This is a genomic window from Paraburkholderia sp. RL17-368-BIF-A (assembly GCF_046054045.1).
GTDB lineage: Bacteria > Pseudomonadota > Gammaproteobacteria > Burkholderiales > Burkholderiaceae > Paraburkholderia > Paraburkholderia graminis.
This window is the reverse complement of record NZ_JARESN010000008.1, coordinates 103,802-117,438: the sequence shown is the minus strand read 5'-3', so window position 1 is coordinate 117,438 and position 13,637 is coordinate 103,802. Positions and strand designations below refer to the sequence as shown.

Genomic DNA, 13,637 nt, shown 5'->3' with positions numbered 1-13,637 from the left:
GGTGAGCGCAGAGCCATTATGAATCGAACAACAGGAGTGCTGTCATGAGCAATCAGCCTGCGATCTTGCTGGTCCACGGTTTTTGGGGAGGAGCCGCCCATTGGAGCAAAGTCATCGTCGAGCTTGCGCGTCAAGGTCACGAATCGATTCGCGCCGTTGAATTGCCGCTGACCTCGCTTGCTGACGACGTCGAACGAACCAGCAAGATGATCGCCCAGATCGGCGGACCGGTCTTGTTGGTCGGTCATTCGTATGGAGGCGCGGTCATCACGCAGGCGGGCAATCATCCGAACGTGACGGGGCTCGTGTATATCGCGGCGTTCGCGCCGGATACGGGGGAGAGTCCGGGCGGCATCACGCAGCAGCGTCCGCCAGAGGCGGCCGCCAATCTCGAGCCGGACAGCGACGGTTACCTGTGGATCAAGCCGGAGAAATTCCGTCAAAGCTTCTGTCAGGACCTGAGCGCCGATGAGGCGCTTGTCATGGCCGTCACGCAGAAGGCGCCATTAGCGGGAACGTTCGGAGACCAAATCACTTCGGCGGCATGGGCGCGGAAACCATCGTGGTATCAGATTTCCAGCGAAGACCGAATGATTCATCCGGAGAACCAGAAGATGATGTCCGCGCGGCTCAACGCAAGAAAGATCGTGACGCTTGCGGCTAGTCACGCGTCGCTCGCGTCGCGGCCCACGGAGGTCGCGGCGCTGATTCACGAGGCCGCGACGCAGCCGACAAGCTGAGTTTACGGACGAGTCTTGCGGCCACGCGGTTCTGTCCACGCCGACTACGCGACAGGACCGCGTGTGTGCAAGCGACTATGCGCGCAGTGCTACTTTTGCGCGCTTCGCTTGAACGTCTTGCCCGAGCAGCGCACCGATATGCGGCGCCATGATGCGCGCCACTTCCTGCATGACCGGCACCACCACGCTGTTGCCGAACTGGCGATACGCCTGCGTGTCGCTCACGGGAATCACGAAGTCGTCGGGAAAGCCCATCAGACGGGCGCACTCGCGCGGCGTCAAGCGACGCGGCCGCTCGTCGTGGCCTTGCGCGAGAAGAATCTCGGAGCCGTCCTTGTGATAGCGGGCCGACAACGTGCGTGTGACGCTCGCGGGTGTCACGAGCCCAAAGCCGAAGCCGTTGCCAGCGGCGCGATGTTTATCGGCGTAAGCCTGCAAGTACGCCCACAGATTCGGCGTCAACGTGTATTTCGGCTGAACCTTGCGCTGAACTTGATCGAAGAAACGCTCGCCGTCATGCGGCAGCAGCGGCTCGCTGCCGTCGGTCTTGTGCAGGATCGACGCGAGGCGCGGCCCGGTTGCGGGCAAGCGCAGATCGTCGAAAGAAAATTCGGTATCCGAACGAAAGCCGACAATCACGATTCGCTCGCGATGCTGCGGCGTGAAATGCTGCCCGTCGATGACCTTATAGTGCACGTCGTATTTCAACTCGTCGCGCAATACTTCGAGAATCGTTCGAAACGTATTGCCCTTATCGTGCGACATGAGGTTCTTGACGTTCTCGAGCACGAACGCGGCCGGACGTTTCGCATCGATAATGCGTGCGACGTCATAGAAGAGCGTGCCTTGCGTCGTGCATTCGAAACCATGCGGGCGGCCGAGCGAATTCTTCTTGCTCACGCCCGCGATGCTGAACGGCTGGCACGGAAAGCCGGCGAGCAGCACGTCGTGCGGCGGAATCTCGTCCTCCGCGAATGAAACGATGTCGCCGACGAACTGATGCGCGTCGTCGGCGTCGCGATGATTCTGCTGATACGTCTTCTTCGAGAACTCGTTCCACTCGCTCGTGAAGACGCATTGACCTCCGTGTGCTTCAAAGCCGCGCCGAATCCCGCCGATGCCGGCAAAGAGATCGATGAAGCGAAAAGCCGGCGCGCCTTGCGCGAGCCCGCTGCGTGATTTCGTTCGCAGCATTTCACGCAACGCCGCTTGCGCAATCCGCGGGCAACTCTGATCGGTCTTCCAGCGGCGAATGGTTCGAACGTTTTTTCCGCAGCGTGCCGCGATTTCGGCCTGGCTATAGACCTGCAACGCTTGGGTAAGCAGGTCGTGGCTCGTCGCCAGGGTCATGTCGCGTGTCATGTGTTTTTCGCTGGGAATTTTGGCGGACATTTTGACCGTTCGATAACCGCCTGTCCAGGAATTTTGGGGCGCGATGTGGCGCGCCGGAACGTCGGCGGCGAAATGCGCTTGTCACGGTTGGATGTGTACGCTAGCAGCGTGACGCGAAGTCCCTGCGTTGCGACGTGTTCAGGCCGCGGCATGGTTCGCGGCCGTTTTTTTAGGGCGAGAAGGTCGTCGGCGACGGCGCATCGCCGTCGTTCGCGCGGCGGGCCGGGTCGGGCCGGGCCGCGTGAGGCAAGCGCGATGAAGCGGCGCTAGACGGGGTGCCCCGCGCCGGATTCGTGCGTCGGCGGAAAGAGCGCCGCGGTCGCGGGCGCGAGTTCGTCCCACGGGACGGGCGGCTCGGCCTCGAACTGGTCGAGTTGGAGCAGGAGGCTGTCGACTGCGCAGAGCTGCGGGTGCGTGAGGCTGCCCGTGTCGAGCAGCTTGTAGAGGCGCTCGCGCCAGTACGCCGGCGCCAGGATCGGTCCGGCAAGGTCGCCTTGCAGCGACAGTCGCATGACACGCGCGATGTGCGTGATGTCGCCGTCGATCAGCGCGGCTTTCGACGATGCCGACAGGTTGATGGGTGTGCGGTCCATGGCTCCTCCATGGCCGCTATTACGGCCGGCTGAAGGGAAACTTTAGGGCTTCTGCGAAAAATATTCCTGCGGTTCGCGGCGCGCGGGCATTCCGCCCGCTTATGCGTGGCCGTTTCGGTCCGAAGAACGGCGGGCATGGCCGTTGCTCGACCCGGTTACTGGCGCAATATCGCGTCGGCATTGCTTTCAACCGGAGTCGAAGATGAACAAGGACCAGGTAAAAGGGGTAGGCGAACAGGTGAAGGGCAAGATCAACGAAGCCGTGGGCAAGGCAACCGATAACCCCGGCAAGGAACTCAAGGGCGATCTCCAGCAGGGCGCGGGCAAGGTTCAGCAGAGCTACGGCGACGCGAAGGAAGACGCCAAGGACGCCAGGGACGAAGCCAAGCGCAACAACCCGTAATCGCGTGTGATGCGGTTTGACGAAAGGGCGCCTCGGCGCCTTTTCTCGTTGCAGCGCAGGTCCGGCCTGGGAGTAACCCGGCTTTGGCGCGCCGAGCGCGCCGCGCAGGCTGCGTCGCCTTTAGACTGAATGCATCCAACACGGAGGCCGCGCCAATGACACCGGAAAAAGTCCTTTCGATGTTCGAACGCCAGTATCTGGAGGGCAAAGCGCCCGTCGACCTCGAGGAAACCTGCGCGAATTTCGCGGCCTGGGTCGCGTCGACGTGGGAGCAGCTCGACGCCGGGCACAGGTCGCTGCTGGTGACGGTGGGCGCCGCGTTGTGGCGCGAGGGCTATAACGTGCGCGCGGGCAGCGCGACGAAAGATTTGTGGTGAGCGTCGGCTGACGTCGGGGGCCTGCCGGCTTCCGCACACGTTGCGCCGACTCGGTTTATATTTGGCCGTCGCCGGATCGGGACGATGCATTGAGGCCGCGCATTACGCATTGCGCATTGCGTGCTGAGCGCCGTATCAGCGCCGGCCGTGCCGCCATGCCGCCGAACTGGCTCTGTCGATCGTCCCGATACCGTTTTCATCCGCCATTCCCGCACAGGGCTACACCATCACATGACAGATCTGTCCGCATTCCCGATCACGAAGAAATGGCCCGCCGCGCATCCCGAGCGCCTGCAGCTCTATTCGCTGCCGACGCCCAACGGCGTGAAAGTGTCGATCATGCTCGAGGAAACCGGCTTGCCGTATGAGCCGCATCTGGTGCGCTTCGACACCAACGATCAGTTGACGCCCGAGTTCATGTCGCTCAACCCGAACAACAAGATTCCGGCGATCATCGATCCGAACGGGCCGGACGGCAAGCCGCTGCCGCTCTTCGAATCGGGCGCGATCCTGATCTATCTCGCGGACAAGACCGGGCAGTTGATTCCGCAGGACGCCGCCGGCCGTTACGAGGCCATTCAGTGGGTCATGTTCCAGATGGGCGGCATCGGTCCGATGTTCGGCCAGCTCGGCTTCTTCCACAAATTCGCGGGCAAGGAGTACGAGGACAAGCGTCCGCGCGATCGCTACGTCGCCGAATCGAAGCGCCTGCTCGGCGTGCTGGAGCAGCGTCTGGAAGGACGCGAGTGGATTCTCGGCGATCAGTACTCGATTGCCGATATTGCGACGTTTCCGTGGGTGCGCAATCTGATCGGTTTCTATGAAGCCGGCGAGCTCGTCGCGATTCAGGACTTTCCCAACGTTCAGCGCGCGCTGGCCGCGTTCGTCGCTCGGCCGGCGGTGGTTCGCGGGCTGGATAGTCCGAAGCGGGGTTAGCGGGGAGCGGGCGGGCGGCGAGGCGCTGCGGGCCGCGGTTTTTGGTCGATGCCAGGATTCTCCGCGACGAGGCGCTCGCCGGTCGTTCCGTCTATGTGACACGAAGCGAGTTTCCAGCATGCCCATCAACTATTTGCGCGGCTTCACGGCGCCCGAACGGACCGATGCAACCAACCGGCGTCTGGGACGATCGCTGGCATTCGTCGCGGGCGCGGCCAATGCCGGGGGTTTTCTCGCCGTCGGCCAATATACGTCGCACATGTCCGGGATCGTGTCGTCGCTCGCGGATAATGCCGCGCTCGGCGACGCGAGCCTCTTCGTCGCGGGGCTCAGTTCGCTGCTTGCTTTTCTGATGGGCGCGGCGACCTCGGCGGTGCTGATCAACTGGGGGCGTCGGAGGCGCCTGCGCAGTGTCTATGCGACGCCGCTCGCCATCGAAGCGGTCCTGCTGCTTTGTTTCGGGTTCGTCGGGTCGAATCTCGAACATCATCGCGTGCTGTTTGTGCCGGCGACCGTCTGCATGCTGTGTTTCGTCATGGGCTTGCAGAACGCGATGATCACGAAGATTTCGCGCGCGGAAATCCGCACGACGCACGTGACCGGTCTCGTCACGGACATCGGTATCGAACTCGGCAAGATGATCTACTGGAATGCGGCGCCGGCTGCGGGCCAGGAGCCTGCTGTGCAGGCGGATCGCGAGAAGCTGATTCTGGTGGGGTCGCTGCTGCTTTCGTTTGTTGCGGGCGGGTTGGCGGGGGCCGTCGGGTTCAAGCACATGGGCTTTGTGTCGACGCTGCCGCTTGCGATCGTGCTGCTGACGCTTGCGGTTGTGCCGCTGGTGGATGATGTGCGGGGGAGGTGGTAGGGGGCGACGGGGACTTGCGGGTGATGGGAAGCGGGTGGTAGTTGCCAGTCGGTAGTAAGGTTGCTACTATTTGTCCATTGAGCCCTTGGCAGTAAGCCGTTGCATCCATCCAGCAACGTGCCGAGCCCTCGGGCTTTTTGCTTTTCACCGACAATAAAAAGGTACACATGCCAACGGCGATTCTGATCGATGGCGCATATTTTGTGAAACGCTTTCGGGCGATTGAACCGCACAACGCTCACAATGCCGGCCGTGCAGCCGAATGCGCACACCGATGGGCCTGTGCCCATCTCACACCAAAGTAGGCGCGCAAAGCGGTGACCAATCCCGCGAACGGATCGCAAGGCCGATCGCATCGAGAAGACCGGCGCGAGTTGTATCGCATCTTCTTTTACGACTGTCCGCCGCTCGACAAGAAGATGCACAACCCGGTCAGCAAAAAGGCTGTCGATTTCGGGAAGTCCGCAGAGGCACAGTTTCGCCTGGCACTACACGAGGAGTTGCGCGCCAAACGCAAGGTCGCGCTTCGCCTGGGACATCTATCGGCCCACACGCAATGGACGATCAAACCGCACAAGGTGATAGAACTGCTCGCTGGCAAGATTCAGATGGCTGACCTCCGGGAGGACGACGTCACAATCGATATCCGCCAGAAGGGCGTCGACATGCGAATCGGAGTCGACGTCTCGTCGCCTGCTTTCAAGAAGCAAGTCGATCAGATTGTGCTTATGGCGGGCGATGCCGACTTCGTGCCGGCTGCCAAGCAAGCCCGGCGAGAGGGAATCGACTTCGTGCTTGACCCGATGTGGCAAAAGATTCCCGCAAATCTGAACGAGCACATCGACGGGTTGCGATCAACCTGTCCGCAGCCCACTCGTCGCGCGCCGCTCGCATAAGCTGAGTCCCGAGCGAGAGAGCCGACTACTGCCACCCTAGCCCGCCGCGAGCGGGCTTTCGCACATTCAGCTATCGAAATTGAGGTGTGAAATGGCAAATACAGCGCGGCGCCGGGCTGACCGGGCGCGACTCAAACGTAAACGAAGGGATTGGTGGGCCGGAGCGCCGCACAAGACCGAGGTCCAGCTTGGCCGCCTGATCGATACACCCACGCCCTGCAGTTGCTGGATGTGCGGCAACCCGCGGCGTCATCTAAAGAAAGAGCGGCACTCGATCTGGGAGCGACGTTGGTTTCAGGAGGTTGATGATTTCGCCGATTTTGCGTTTTGATGCGCCCTTGGCAGGCGCATCTGTTCTCGCGTTTTGGCGCAGCGTTGCTTCGCAACTAGCAACTTTCGGCACACGTAGTAGCGGCTGTGGATCTCGTTGGTCCCCCTGGCAGGAACGGAATTCCTGTCAAGGAGCCTTTCTCAGTAAGCCGTGCAGGGCAGTCGGCAACAAATATACCCCCGAATATACCCCCGACTACATTTCCCGCCAGAACCCCGTAACGTGCCCATCTTCCGCGCACGTCAGAATATCGCCGACGCGCAGCTTTGTGCGCAGCTCTGCGTCGTCGAGACGCTCAAGCACTTCGGTGGTTACGGGGACAAATTTTGCGTTGACGCCAGGCGACGAGTAGGCGATCGAAGTGTTCATCTGAATCTCCATATGCGTTTGTCCTTCGCCCGCTGTCAAACGGGGTGGGCAGCAGTGACAGGGTTGACAGACCGGGGCATATGGAACCCGGCAGGCCGAAGCCTCCCTACCACCGCCGCCCATTGAAGGCGCAGAGGTACAGACGAAAAAATACCGCCAGCGGCGGTAATCCGCCACATGCATTCGGGCTGTCAAACCCGATCGACGTTGTATCGTCGATGTCTTCAAGCATAGGCGGAATTAGGGCATACTGCAAGGAGAATAACCAATGTAATCAATAACTTAGTGTACGGTGTCGCCGTACATTGTCGGGGGTTGCCGTACATGAACGACTTCTTGCTTTCGCCCGCGGACCTGATCCGAATAACCGGCGCTACGCGATATTCGAAACAGCGCCGATGGTTCAAGGATCAGTTCGATATCGAGGTCGTGTGCAACCGCCGAGGCGAAGTGATAGTGACGCGCTCGGCATTCGACGCGCTCGTGCTGAACAAATGGAACCTGATTCGCGCGGGCAGCCCCGAATCGAAAAAACTCGAACTCTGCTACGACTAGTGACGTTCGACGTTGATATCCGGTACGACTAATCGAACATCGCCAGCGGCGACATGTACGGGTCGAGCGCCTTCGCGTCGTCGAGCATGCCCGGCACCGCGGCCACGATATTGGCGAGCACTGCGCGCGATGTGGTGCCGTGCTGCTTCTCGACGCTCATGCGCGGCAGGCATCCGTCCAACTGCGCGAGCAGGCCGGCGAGTTCTTTCTGCAGCTTGCTGACCAACTGCACGCCACCCAACGGGGCCGGGCCGCCGAGGCGGAAACCGTCGACGGCCTTCGCCGCGCGCACGAGGTACATGCGGGGAGTGTCGAGCACGTCTTCGATGGGGCCTTCATCGAGCGCCGCGTCGAGACAGGCGGCTTCGAGTTTCGTCAGCGCGTGGCGGATTGCTTTGCTTGGCATGGTGTTACCCCTTAGTTTTTATTGCTCAGTGCGGCTCGGCGCGACCTGACACCAAGCCGTGAAACCAGTCCGCGACGCTCTGCGGATTCTGCGCGCCGTCGGTCGTATCCCACAAAAAACGCCCGGTCGTCGTGGCCTGGCCCACCGGCAACCCGAACGCATAGCCCGCTGCCTGCACCGCATGGGCAACAGGATGCGAGACCTTGCCGCCCGTCGCCGCGTGCGTGCCGTCTTTAACGACGTTCGTGATCGCCTGTGCGGCCTGCGCGAGCGGCGTCGCCGTGAACTGCTGATCGTGCAAGAGCGTCGGGGCGATGTCGCGCACCAGCGGCACGCCGGCCAGGCCAAGCCCGGCCAGCTCTTTCATGAAGTGCCCGACATAGCTCTCGTTGTGCGGCGTGCCCTTGATCAGCGTGTCCCACACCGCGACCATCGCGAAGTACCAGAACGACTTCGCGAGCACGCGGGAGAAGTCGCCCCCGGCTGCGCGCACGTCGCCCTGCGCCAGATTGCCGAAGCCGCTGGCCGCGGCGCGGCCGATGTCGCGCTGGCGGTTGTACACGTGATTGAAGAAGGAATAGAACATCGTGATGGCTTTCTGGAACTCACTACCGCGCTGGATCGCCGCCTGATCCTTCACACCGCCGCCGCCGTGCGCATTTCGCACCGCCTTGTCGGCGTAGTAGATCGCCTCGTGTTCGGTCAGCCCTTCGTGCAGCCCCTTGTTATAGGCCCCCATCCACGTCGGCATAGCGGACGCCATGTCGATCATGGCGATGCCGTAGTAGCCGTACCGGCGCGCGCCGTTGAGCGTCTTCGTCGCCGCGCTCACCGGCCCTGACTGGCTTTCGATCTGCACGTTGCGGATCAGGTCGCGCACGTCGCGGTCGACCTGTTCCATCCGGTGACGCATCTCGCCGCTGCGTTCGAACACGAATTCGCGCGTGCCGGCCATGTCCTGCCGGAACGCGTTCACGCCCGATGCCATCCAGCGGGGCCCGATCTCGCCGACCGAGTTCAGCGCCGCGGCACCGCCGTGCTTCAGGATGGTCGTCAGCCGGTAGCCCAGCCCGACCATCGTCGCATTGGTCCGCGCGGTCTTGATCAGCTTTTCCCAAAACGCCACTTCGCGGTTATCGACGTTGCGGTCGTTGGCGATCGCCTTCAGCCACGGCGTGAACTGCGCGTAGTACTCGCGGCCGAGCGTGTTCTCGACGCCTTCGCGCACCTTCGAATCGGACAGGAACCGGTGCGCGTCGATAATCGCCTCACGGTATGCGATGTCGTGGATCACCTGGCCGACGTGTCGCGGCAGTACATCCATGCTCAGATAGAGCGGCGCCTTGTACTGCTCGATACGCTCGTTGGTGAAGCCGTGGCGGGTCGTCGCCTTGGTGTAGTTGGACGCGAACAGATCGGTCTCGCGCCCCTTGTGACGGTCTGCCGTGAAGCTGCGCAGCGGGTCATAGACGACAGGGTAATAGCCGCCCGAATAGCGCCCGTGCGGGGTGACAACTTCACGTGCCTGCACCTTCGGCGGTGCCACGCCAGACACGCGCTTTTCGAGTGCCTCAATTTCCGGCCACAGCGTATCGATCGTGTCCCATACACGCTGCACGAGATCCCAATCGCCCTTCGTCATGTGGCGATTGAGCACGCGCTGCACGGCCTGGTCGTGCCAGCCTTTGCCTTCCAGCAGCTTCGCGTAATTGGATTCGTTGCCGGTGTTGAGCGCCATCGCGATGACTTCGCTTTTGAGCATCGACGTCGGTTTGCCGGTCTTGTCGTCCGGCAGTTCGGGCATCGTGTAACGGTTGCTGAAGTCCTTCGTTACCTCGTCGGGCACCGCGTCGAATGCTTCCTTGAACTTCGCCGTGATGGTCTTGCGCAGATCGTTCTCGCGCGCCTCGGCGTTAGCGATGCGCCGGAACACGACCCGGTTAAACACGCCGTTCGCGTCGTGGTTATCCAGCCAGTCCATCACCTGTTCCATCTTCAGCAGCGAAGCGTCGCCGCTCCTTACCGCGCTTTTGAATCGCATGCTGGCCGCGCGGATCGCGTCTACACCTTTGCCGCCTTCGCCGGGGTTGAGTACGTCTTCGGGCGTGTGCTGCTTCAGCTTGAGCATCTGCGCGACAGCTTCGTCGCGGATCGCGGCGAATTCGCGCGCGTCCTTGTTGTCGAGCAGCGTCTGCTTGAGCCGGCCCAGGTGATCGATCGAGCGCACCGAATCCACGAAACCGCGGAACGCTTCGAGCGTCATGTCCTTGTAGTGGCCGCGCATTGACTCGTTGAGCAGCGCCTGCGGAATGGCGGGCTCCAGGCCTTGCGCTTCCTGTTCTTGCACCCAATCCATGAGCGACAGGCGCCGCGCGCGCTCCTTCGCGGTGATGCCGGTGCGAAGATCGTAGCGGTCGAGCAGTGCGTCGATCTGCTCCATGTAGTCGGCGCCGATCGCTGCGCGGGTCGTCTTGTTGCCGAATCGCTTCAGGTATTCGAGACTGCGCTGCACTTCGTCGGCGGCTTCGGTCGCGACTTTGGCGAGCTGGTTGTTTAGCAGTTGATCGCGCTTCGCCTTTGCCGCGGCAGCAATGTCGCCCGCCATACGGGCGCGTTCGGCTTCTTTGCCGGCGCGCGTCTCGGCGGCGGTGTACTGTGCGGGGCGTAGGTTCTTCACGCGCGACGCGGCAATGGTGCGTTCAGCAGCGTCGTGCGCGGCGCGGGTGATCTCGCGCACCGGGCCGGTCGCCTTGTTTAGCGCGCGAAACTCAGTCGCGATGAACCGGGCGCGGGCTTCGTTATGGATCGCGGCATCCGCGGCGCGGCTCATGGCATCAGGCGACGTAATGTCGCCGTGCTTTTCCAGCATCCGGCGATCGGTCACCGCCTGCACGACGTCGCGGAACGGCTCGGCCGCGAGCAGCGAGCGCACCAGCTCGTCGCCAGATCCGAAGCCGAACAGGTCGGCCAGCGTGTCGGGGTGAATGCCTTCCGTCGCGGCGAGCCCGTGCTTGCCCGTCGGCAGATAACGCCAGATCGCTGCCTCGCCTTCGCCATACATCGCTTTCAAGTCAGGCAGCGACAGCTTCGTGCTGCCCATGCTCGCGTCTTCGAACGCGCGGCGCTCCTTGTTCGTCCGATCGGCTTCGAGCAGTGCACCGTTGCGGATGAATTGATCAGCCTGATAGGTCGGCTCGGCCGCGATCTCACGCTCGACTTCTGCTTCGGTGGCGTCGCGCTTTGCGGCAACGTCACTTTGCACGTTGCGCAACGCATCGGCCTTGCGATTTTCCAGCCAGCGCAAATCGCGCAGCGTGCGTGCGCCCAGTTTTTGCACCGCGTCGAGCGTCGCTTCGTTGCCCAGCGCGCGATACTTCGCGTAGTCATCCGGCGTCATGCCCGCTTCTTCGGCGGTGTGGAACAGCGGCATATAGGCGCGCGCGGCTTCGGCGGCCTTGATGTTCTCGTTCGTCGCGAGCAGGCGATCGAATACGCCGCGCATCTCGGGCGAAACCTGCACGTTGAGATCGCGCACCGACTTATACACGTTCACGAGCCACGCGCGGAAGCGCTGAAATACGGTCTGCATTTCCAGCGATGGTGCTTTGCCATCGCGCAGGTACGACTCAAATCCGCGCGCGAACTGCTCGTGCAGCGGACGCTTATCTTCGAGACTCATAGCGCGCCACGCTTCCGGCGTCGTGCCGAACCAGTCGGCGACGGCCTTGAAGTCGGACTGTAGCGGCTCGGGACCGGTGCGCGACACGTGGTCGAGCACGTTGAGGAAGTGGTGCCCGCTCTCATGCAAAAACGTCGACAGGTCCGCGTTCTTAAGTAGCGTGATTGTGCTCGGCGCACTGGATACGTCGTCAGCAAACGACAGCTTGCCGCGTTCGTCCTGGTCGAGCGCATTGGCGCCCGGCACGCCTTCGGCCGTAACGCGCAGGGGGTAGGCCGCGAACATCTGTTCCGGCGTCATGCCGAGCCGTTCCGACGTTGTGCCGTAGAACGACTGAACCAGCTTCGCATACGCCTGGTTCGTCTCTGCCGGGAAGCGGTTGGCCTCGTTCATCTGGGCGAGCATGTTGTCGCCGACCTGCTGCGCCGACAGTTCGTGCGCGGTCTGCAGCTCGTCTTCGTTCCAGATCTGTTCCGCATGCCGCTTGAACTCGTCGGCGTGCGACTGGTAGAACGCCTGCGCCTCGTTCTGCGTCATGCCTTCCGGATCGGTGCGCAGGTTCGGGATCAGCGCTTCGGCGAGCTTCGGATCGGCGAAGTGCGTCGCGAAGTCGGCGACGGGAATGCTCACCTGGCCGTTTGTCTGCAGCGCGATGTTCAGTTGCTCGGCGACGTCCGGCAGCTTGGCTTGGAGCGCGTTCGCGTCGATGCCCGACTGGTTGAGCGCGTTCGCGAGCGTGGCGCCGTCGACGTACACATGCTGCACCGGACCGTCGGCGTTCGCTTGCGCAATGAACTGGCTAAACGCGTTCGGGTCGCGCTCGCGCAGCTTGGCGTTCGCCGCAGCGCCGACAAGGCCCGTCAGGTTTGCGGCGTCCGTCGTGGCAATCTCGGCGCGCGCGGCGTCGGTCAACCAGCCGCCACCGGCACGGCCTTGGCCGTGGAGCGCGAACAGCGTGTTGAGCGCGTAGTCGAAAGCCTTCTGCGCGGTCGGCCGACTGTCGAACGGATTCGAGCCTTGAAGTACGTCCATTGCGGCGTTCACGCCCAGCATGCGCGCAGCCGTCTGCACGATCGTGTTGTCGGGCAGTACGCGGCCGGCCACGCCGAACACAGCACCCATTGCGGCGCCGCTTGCGCCCGCGCGGCCAATCGACGAAAACGCGTCGGCTGCGCTGTTCTTATTGAGCGCGTCGCCCGTCGCGGTAAGCGCACTGGCGGTGCCGAGCGTAGCGGCTTGCCCGGTGATGTCTTTAGCCGCGGCCTTCGCGAACGACTCGCCGGCCGCATGCTCAAGCAGCGAGCCGCCAACGCGTTCGACGGCACCTGTGGCCAGCTTCAGCGGCGCGCCGGTGACGAAACCCGCAAGGTTGCCCGCGCCGGCCGCTACGTCCGCGGCTGTGTTGCCGCTCGGGGTTGCATCCGGCGTCGCGCCGGCAAGGAACGAATGGAAGAAGCCGCGCGCGAACGACACTGGCGCGGGATTCATGCCGCCAACCGCCTGGCGCTGCTCGTCGAGCGGAGTGTCGGTCTGGCTCGCGTAGACCTGTGCCGATGCTTGCGCGGCGCCCGCGCTTTGCGCATTGCCGGTCTGATCGAGCCCAAGCAGGCTTGTCGCGTCAGGTCCAATGACGCCACTCAGCCAGCTCGCCATGCGAGTGCGGAACGGCAACGGGCTGTTGTCGGGCTTGAAGTAGCCGGACGTACCAGGGGCAAGCGGCACCAGGTTGCCCGCGGCGCTTTCGACGCTTGCAAGGCTGTGCACGTCGTCATGGGCAATCAGCGCATTGCTTTGCGATTGATAGAACGCAGCGGTCGTCGGGAACTGCTTCGCGAGCGCGTGCCAGTCGGTGTCCTGAATCCGCGCGCGTTGCTTTACCTGATCGGGGAACGCCTTCACGCTGTCGACGGGCACCCCCGTTTGCTTCGCGAGGCGCTGCATTTCCGCTTCGTAGTCGGGGTTCGCCCCGACCGCGAGTGCGACATTGCCCTGCGCGGCGCTCGCCGTGCTTTGTAGATAGGCCGCGGCAGGCGACGGCGTGGTGGGAGATGCGTTGGTGTCGTCGTTCATTTACGCTTCAATGAGAGAGTGTGCG

General features: G+C 62.8%; 12 protein-coding genes. 7 read left to right on the top strand and 5 right to left on the bottom strand.

The genetic code is table 11. The features are described 5' to 3' along the window. The first annotated feature begins 44 nt into the window (after positions 1-44). Positions 45-740, top strand: coding sequence for an alpha/beta hydrolase (locus P0D87_RS16145; RefSeq protein ID WP_053857726.1), 696 nt, complete (start codon positions 45-47; stop codon positions 738-740). 75 nt (positions 741-815) lie between these two features. On the opposite strand, the gene dcm is transcribed toward P0D87_RS16145, so the two are convergent. Together dcm and P0D87_RS16135 are read right to left on the bottom strand one after the other, a co-directional pair. Further along, positions 816-2,090, bottom strand: a complete 1,275-nt coding sequence (gene dcm / locus P0D87_RS16140; protein ID WP_321175787.1) for a DNA (cytosine-5-)-methyltransferase — start codon at positions 2,088-2,090, stop codon at positions 816-818. 308 nt (positions 2,091-2,398) lie between these two features. Then, on the bottom strand, positions 2,399-2,725 hold the full coding sequence (locus P0D87_RS16135; RefSeq protein WP_006048405.1) for a hypothetical protein: 327 nt from the start codon (positions 2,723-2,725) through the stop codon (positions 2,399-2,401). A gap of 202 nt (positions 2,726-2,927) precedes the next feature. On the opposite strand from P0D87_RS16135, the gene P0D87_RS16130 reads away from it, so the two are divergent. From P0D87_RS16130 to P0D87_RS16110, 5 genes are all read left to right on the top strand, one after another. After that, positions 2,928-3,128 carry a CsbD family protein gene (locus P0D87_RS16130; RefSeq protein ID WP_006048404.1) on the top strand — a complete coding sequence of 67 codons (201 nt, stop codon included), beginning with the start codon at positions 2,928-2,930 and terminating at the stop codon, positions 3,126-3,128. Positions 3,129-3,283: 155 nt separating this feature from the next. Next, positions 3,284-3,505 (top strand): hypothetical protein, encoded by a 222-nt coding sequence (locus P0D87_RS16125; protein WP_029970009.1) that lies wholly within the window; start codon positions 3,284-3,286, stop codon positions 3,503-3,505. 231 nt (positions 3,506-3,736) lie between these two features. Further along, positions 3,737-4,441 carry a glutathione binding-like protein gene (locus P0D87_RS16120; protein ID WP_006048402.1) on the top strand — a complete coding sequence of 235 codons (705 nt, stop codon included), beginning with the start codon at positions 3,737-3,739 and terminating at the stop codon, positions 4,439-4,441. A 118-nt stretch (positions 4,442-4,559) separates the two neighbouring features. Then, the gene (locus P0D87_RS16115; protein WP_006048401.1) at positions 4,560-5,306 is read left to right on the top strand and encodes a YoaK family protein; all 747 of its coding nucleotides are present in this window, start codon (positions 4,560-4,562) and stop codon (positions 5,304-5,306) included. Positions 5,307-5,623: 317 nt separating this feature from the next. Then, positions 5,624-6,202: an NYN domain-containing protein gene (locus tag P0D87_RS16110; RefSeq protein ID WP_321175788.1), complete on the top strand. Its 579-nt coding sequence runs from the start codon at positions 5,624-5,626 to the stop codon at positions 6,200-6,202. 526 nt (positions 6,203-6,728) lie between these two features. On the opposite strand, the gene P0D87_RS16105 is transcribed toward P0D87_RS16110, so the two are convergent. Continuing rightward, positions 6,729-6,902, bottom strand: a complete 174-nt coding sequence (locus tag P0D87_RS16105) for a hypothetical protein (RefSeq protein ID WP_408636951.1) — start codon at positions 6,900-6,902, stop codon at positions 6,729-6,731. Positions 6,903-7,226: 324 nt separating this feature from the next. Between P0D87_RS16105 and P0D87_RS16100 the strand changes: the two genes are divergently transcribed. Then, positions 7,227-7,457: a DUF4224 domain-containing protein gene (locus P0D87_RS16100; protein WP_408636950.1), complete on the top strand. Its 231-nt coding sequence runs from the start codon at positions 7,227-7,229 to the stop codon at positions 7,455-7,457. 28 nt (positions 7,458-7,485) lie between these two features. On the opposite strand, the gene P0D87_RS16095 is transcribed toward P0D87_RS16100, so the two are convergent. Further along, positions 7,486-7,863, bottom strand: a complete 378-nt coding sequence (locus P0D87_RS16095) for a hypothetical protein (protein ID WP_408636949.1) — start codon at positions 7,861-7,863, stop codon at positions 7,486-7,488. 25 nt (positions 7,864-7,888) lie between these two features. Next, on the bottom strand, positions 7,889-13,612 hold the full coding sequence (locus tag P0D87_RS16090; RefSeq protein ID WP_408636948.1) for an LPD22 domain-containing protein: 5,724 nt from the start codon (positions 13,610-13,612) through the stop codon (positions 7,889-7,891). Positions 13,613-13,637: the final 25 nt, after the last annotated feature.